Annotated in this window: 4 protein-coding genes; 1 reads left to right on the plus strand and 3 read right to left on the minus strand. The window is 65.9% G+C overall.

The window, feature by feature from the left end; genetic code table 11:
- Positions 1-669, minus strand: a 669-nt coding sequence (locus tag VN856_RS27765) for an alpha/beta hydrolase (protein ID WP_325695286.1), incomplete at its 3' end; no start/stop codon positions are given.
- Between the two features lie 34 nt (positions 670-703).
- Complete coding sequence (locus VN856_RS27770; protein WP_325695287.1) at positions 704-1,690, minus strand: PAC2 family protein; 987 nt, start codon at positions 1,688-1,690, stop codon at positions 704-706.
- Between the two features lie 228 nt (positions 1,691-1,918).
- Here VN856_RS27770 and VN856_RS27775 point away from each other — a divergent pair, with 228 nt between their 5' ends.
- A complete protein-coding gene (locus tag VN856_RS27775) occupies positions 1,919-2,704 on the plus strand; it encodes a serine protease (RefSeq protein WP_325695289.1) in 786 nt (261 codons plus the stop codon).
- Here VN856_RS27775 and sthA read toward each other — a convergent pair.
- Positions 2,701-4,044 (minus strand): Si-specific NAD(P)(+) transhydrogenase (sthA, locus tag VN856_RS27780; protein WP_325695290.1); only part of this gene is annotated, 1,344 nt, incomplete at its 5' end. The genes VN856_RS27775 and sthA overlap by 4 nt on opposite strands.

Below are 4,044 nucleotides of genomic sequence, written 5' to 3' on the forward strand. Positions count from 1 at the left end.
GCTCTGGCCGCGCCAGTCAACGACCGCGCGCAGTGTCCGGGTGAACGCCGCCGAGGCCATCGGCTCCGGCAGGCCGGCGAGCACCCGTAGCACGTCGGGCAGGTCGTGGCCGATTGCGGTGGAGCCCAAGACCAAGCCGGCCGCGCGCCCGAAGATCTGTAATGCCGGTAGCACGAACGGCAGCCGCAGCAGTGCCAGCGCCTCGCTGCCCATCGGCAACGCCGCGAGCCGCAGCGCGATGTTGACGTCCTTGGTGACGCCGCCGGCGCCGATCAGGACCAGTCGTTCGACGAGATGCGGGAACTGGTACGCGAATTGCATCGCGACCCCGCCGCCGAGCGAATGGCCGACGACGGTGGCCCGCTCGATGTCCAGGACGGAAAGCAGGTCGCGCATCCCGTTGGCGTACGCCGCGACCGAATAGTCGGCGCGTGGTTTGTCCGATTGCCCGTGACCCAACAAGTCGACGGCGATCACCGTGAACCTCTGCGCGAGCCTGGCTTGAACGGTCTCCCAGGTCGTGGAATTGTCACCGATTCCGTGAATCAGCAGGATCACCGGGCCGGAGCCGGCGATGCGGAACGCGCGCCGATAACCGTGCAGGGTCCGAAATTGCAGCTGTGGCGTGACCTCTCGCACCGAGCGAAGATTGGGCTTGCGCTGAGTCATGTCGCCAACTTCACTGTCGGGCCCGGGAGGGCGATCAGGTCGGATCGTCGTCGTCGAACTTCTTGTCTGCCTGCTGTGCCAGGAACCGCTCGAACTCCGCGCCGAGTTCGTCGCCGCTCGGCAGATCCTCGTCCCGCGTCAGCAGCGACCGATTCTCCTGCGCATCAATGAAGGCATCGTACTGTCGCTCCAGCGCCGTCACCACTTGAGCGACTTCGGCACTCGCCTCGACCTGCTCGTCGACCTTGACCTTGACATCTTCTGCCGCTTCGGTCAGCGCCTTCAGCGGCAGCTGCAGCGACCCGGTTTTAGCCAGCTGCTCCAGCAATGCCTGCGCCGCGGCCGGATAGTCGGTTTGCGCCAGGTAATGCGGAACGTGAACGGTGAACCCGACGACCTCGTGCCCGTGCTGGGCCATTCGGTATTCCAACAGGTTCGACGCGCTGCCGGGAACTTGCACTTCCGAAATCCACGGCGTGAAATCGGCGATCAGCTCACGGTTGTTGGAGTGCGCGGTCAACGTGACCGGCCTGGTGTGCGGAACGGCCATCGGGATGGTCCCCAGCCCGATGGTCTGACGGACGCCGAGACGTTCGGCCAACAACCGCACGGCGGTGATGAACCGCTCCCACTTCAGGTCTGGTTCCATGCCGGCCAGCAACAGGAAGGGCGTCCCGACACTGTCGTGCAGGGCGTAGAGGCTGAGGTCGGGATCGTCGTAGTTGGTGAAGTGATCGGTCTTGAACGTCATCAGCGGCCGTCGCGACCGGTAGTCGAGCAAATCGTCGATTGCGAAGGACGCCACCAGCTCGGTGTCCAGGCTGTCCTTGAGGTGGCCCGCGGCCAGACGGATCGCGTGGCCGGCGTCGGAAAAACCTTCCAGCGCGTGCACCAGCACCGGGCCCCGCCCGTCAGACGATGACAGTTGGGGCGCCGGGAACTCCAGCTCGTACATGCCGTTCTGCTCGGGCTGGAAACGCTGACCCCGATCGGGTGTGTCGGGGGGCTCGTTGTGGCCCATCGGTTGCCTCCTTGCCACGTCGCGGTGGTGCCGCACCGTGTCAGATAAGTGTCCCTCAAATCGGCTGGCAGTGGGCAGCGGACCCGCGCCGGACTGCCAGCCTACGTGCGAAAAAACATGGCCGGGACTGGCCGCATTCCGATGGGATACCCGCTTGGCCGCACGCCGAATTCGTCCTTCACCACAGTTGGCCACCCTGGGCCGCCGAATCGGGCATGATCGACGGCGATGCGCATTCAGGCAGCGGCGGTGGGGATGGCGATGATTTTGGTCGCCTGCGGACATCAGGCCCAATCTGCACCGCCCACCAGCAAACTCGAACAGGCAGTCGCGGGTACCACGAACCGGGTCGCGGCAGCGTCCGTCGATCCCGATCCGCGGGTGGGAGCCGTTTTTCTGTCTGGCAGCGATCTGCACGCCTGTACTGGCTCAGTTCTGCATTCGGCAGCGGGCAACCTGGTGTTGACCGCCGCGCACTGCCTGAGCGCCGGTGGACCGGTACGGTTTGTTCCCGGCTTCGCCAGCAAAGCCACACCCGATGACATGTGGACCGTGGACGCCGTGTATCTGGATCCGCGCTGGCTGGCCAACAAAGACCCGCTGGCCGACTACGTGATCGCGCGGGTGGGCCACCCGACCGGTGGCTCGGTCGAGGCCGTGGTCGGTTCGGCACTGACGCTGGGTACCGCGCCGGCGCGGGGTAGCCGGGTCAACGTGGTCGCCTACCCGGCGGGTGTCGGCGGCCTGCCGATCGGCTGTCAGGCCAGCACCGGACTGAGCGACGGCGGGTATCCCGAGCTGCCGTGCGCCGGTCTGGTCGACGGCACCAGCGGCGCGCCCTGGATCAGCGGCTCGACCGTCACCGGTGTGATCGGTGGTCTGCACGGCGGCGGCTGCGCGGAGAACCTGTCCTACTCGTCGCCGTTCGATCAGCACATCGCCGAGCTGTTCGAGCGGGCGCAGGCCGGCGGGCCGGGAGACGCGGCGCCACAATCCTTCGACGACGAGTGCTAGTTGTCGAAATGAGTTAGCGCACGAACCTTATTCATCACGTCCAGTGCGGCGACCTTGTACGCCTCGGAGAACGTGGGGTAGTTGAACACCGCGTCGACCAGGTACTCGACCGTGCCCTCGCAGCCCATCACTGCCTGCCCGATGTGCACCATCTCGGTGGCGTTGCTGCCGAAGATATGCACACCGAGCAACTTGAGGTCGTCGGTGGAGACCAGCAGCTTCAGCATCCCGTAGGAGTCGCCGGCGATCTGGCCGCGGGCCAACTCGCGGTAGCGGGACACGCCCACCTCGTAGGGCACTGAATCCTTGGTCAGCTCGACTTCGGTGGCGCCGACGTAGGAGATCTCCGGGATCGAGTAGATGCCGATCGGCTGGAGCGCGGTGAGGCCGTGTACCGGCTCGCCGAACGCATGACAGGCCGCCACCCGGCCCTGGTCCATCGAGGTCGACGCCAGCGCGGGGAAGCCGATGACGTCTCCGACGGCGTAGATGTGGTCGACCTTGGTCTGGAACGACTCGTCGACGAAGATCCGCCCCCGGTTGTCGGCTTCCAGGCCCGCATGCTCCAGTTCGAGGTTTTCGGTCTGGCCCTGCCGGCCCGCGGAATACATCACCGTTTCGGCCGGGATCTTCTTGCCGCTGGCCAGACTTGTGATGGTGCCCGACGCGCCGACCTGAACTCCGGTCACCTCCTCGCCGAAGCGGAACGTGACGGCCAGGTCGCGCAGGTGGAAGCGCAGCGCCTCGATGATCTCGGGGTCGCAGAAGTCCAGCATGTCCTGCCGCTTCTCGACGATCGTCACCTTGGCGCCCAGCGCGGCGAACATCGACGCGTACTCGACGCCGATCACGCCGGCGCCGACCACCACCATCGAGGCCGGAATCGACTGGAGATTGAGGATGCCGTCGGAGTCCAGCACCCGCTTCTCGTCGAACTCCACCCCAACGGGGCGCGCGGGGGTGGTGCCGGTCGCGATCACGATGTATTCGCCGCTGACCGTTGTCCGCTCGCCACGAGACTGATCTTCGACGAGCAGGGTGTGCTCGTCGCGGAACCGGCCTTCACCGGGAATCACGTCAACCCGGTTGCGCATCAATTGGTTACGCACCGTTTCTGCCTGTCTGCCGATGACGTGGCTGGTTCGCGACAACAGGTCGGCCGGGGTGATCTTGTCCTTGACCCGATAGCTGGCGCCATAGAGTTCGCGCTGGTTCATGCCGGTCAGGTAGAGCACCGCCTCGCGCAGCGTCTTCGACGGGATCGTGCCGGTGTTGACGCACACTCCGCCGAGCATCTGACGCTGCTCGATCACGGCCACCGATTTGCCCAGCTTGGCCGC

Source organism: Mycobacterium sp. (genome assembly GCF_035603715.1).
In the GTDB taxonomy this organism is placed as follows: domain Bacteria; phylum Actinomycetota; class Actinomycetes; order Mycobacteriales; family Mycobacteriaceae; genus Mycobacterium.

Bases quoted from the DNA above. Each gene is read 5' to 3' on its own strand.
- VN856_RS27770 (WP_325695287.1), bottom strand. From the start codon at position 1,690: ATGGGCCACAACGAGCCCCCCGACACACCCGATCGGGGTCAGCGTTTC.
- VN856_RS27775 (WP_325695289.1), top strand. From the start codon at position 1,919: ATGCGCATTCAGGCAGCGGCGGTGGGGATGGCGATGATTTTGGTCGCC.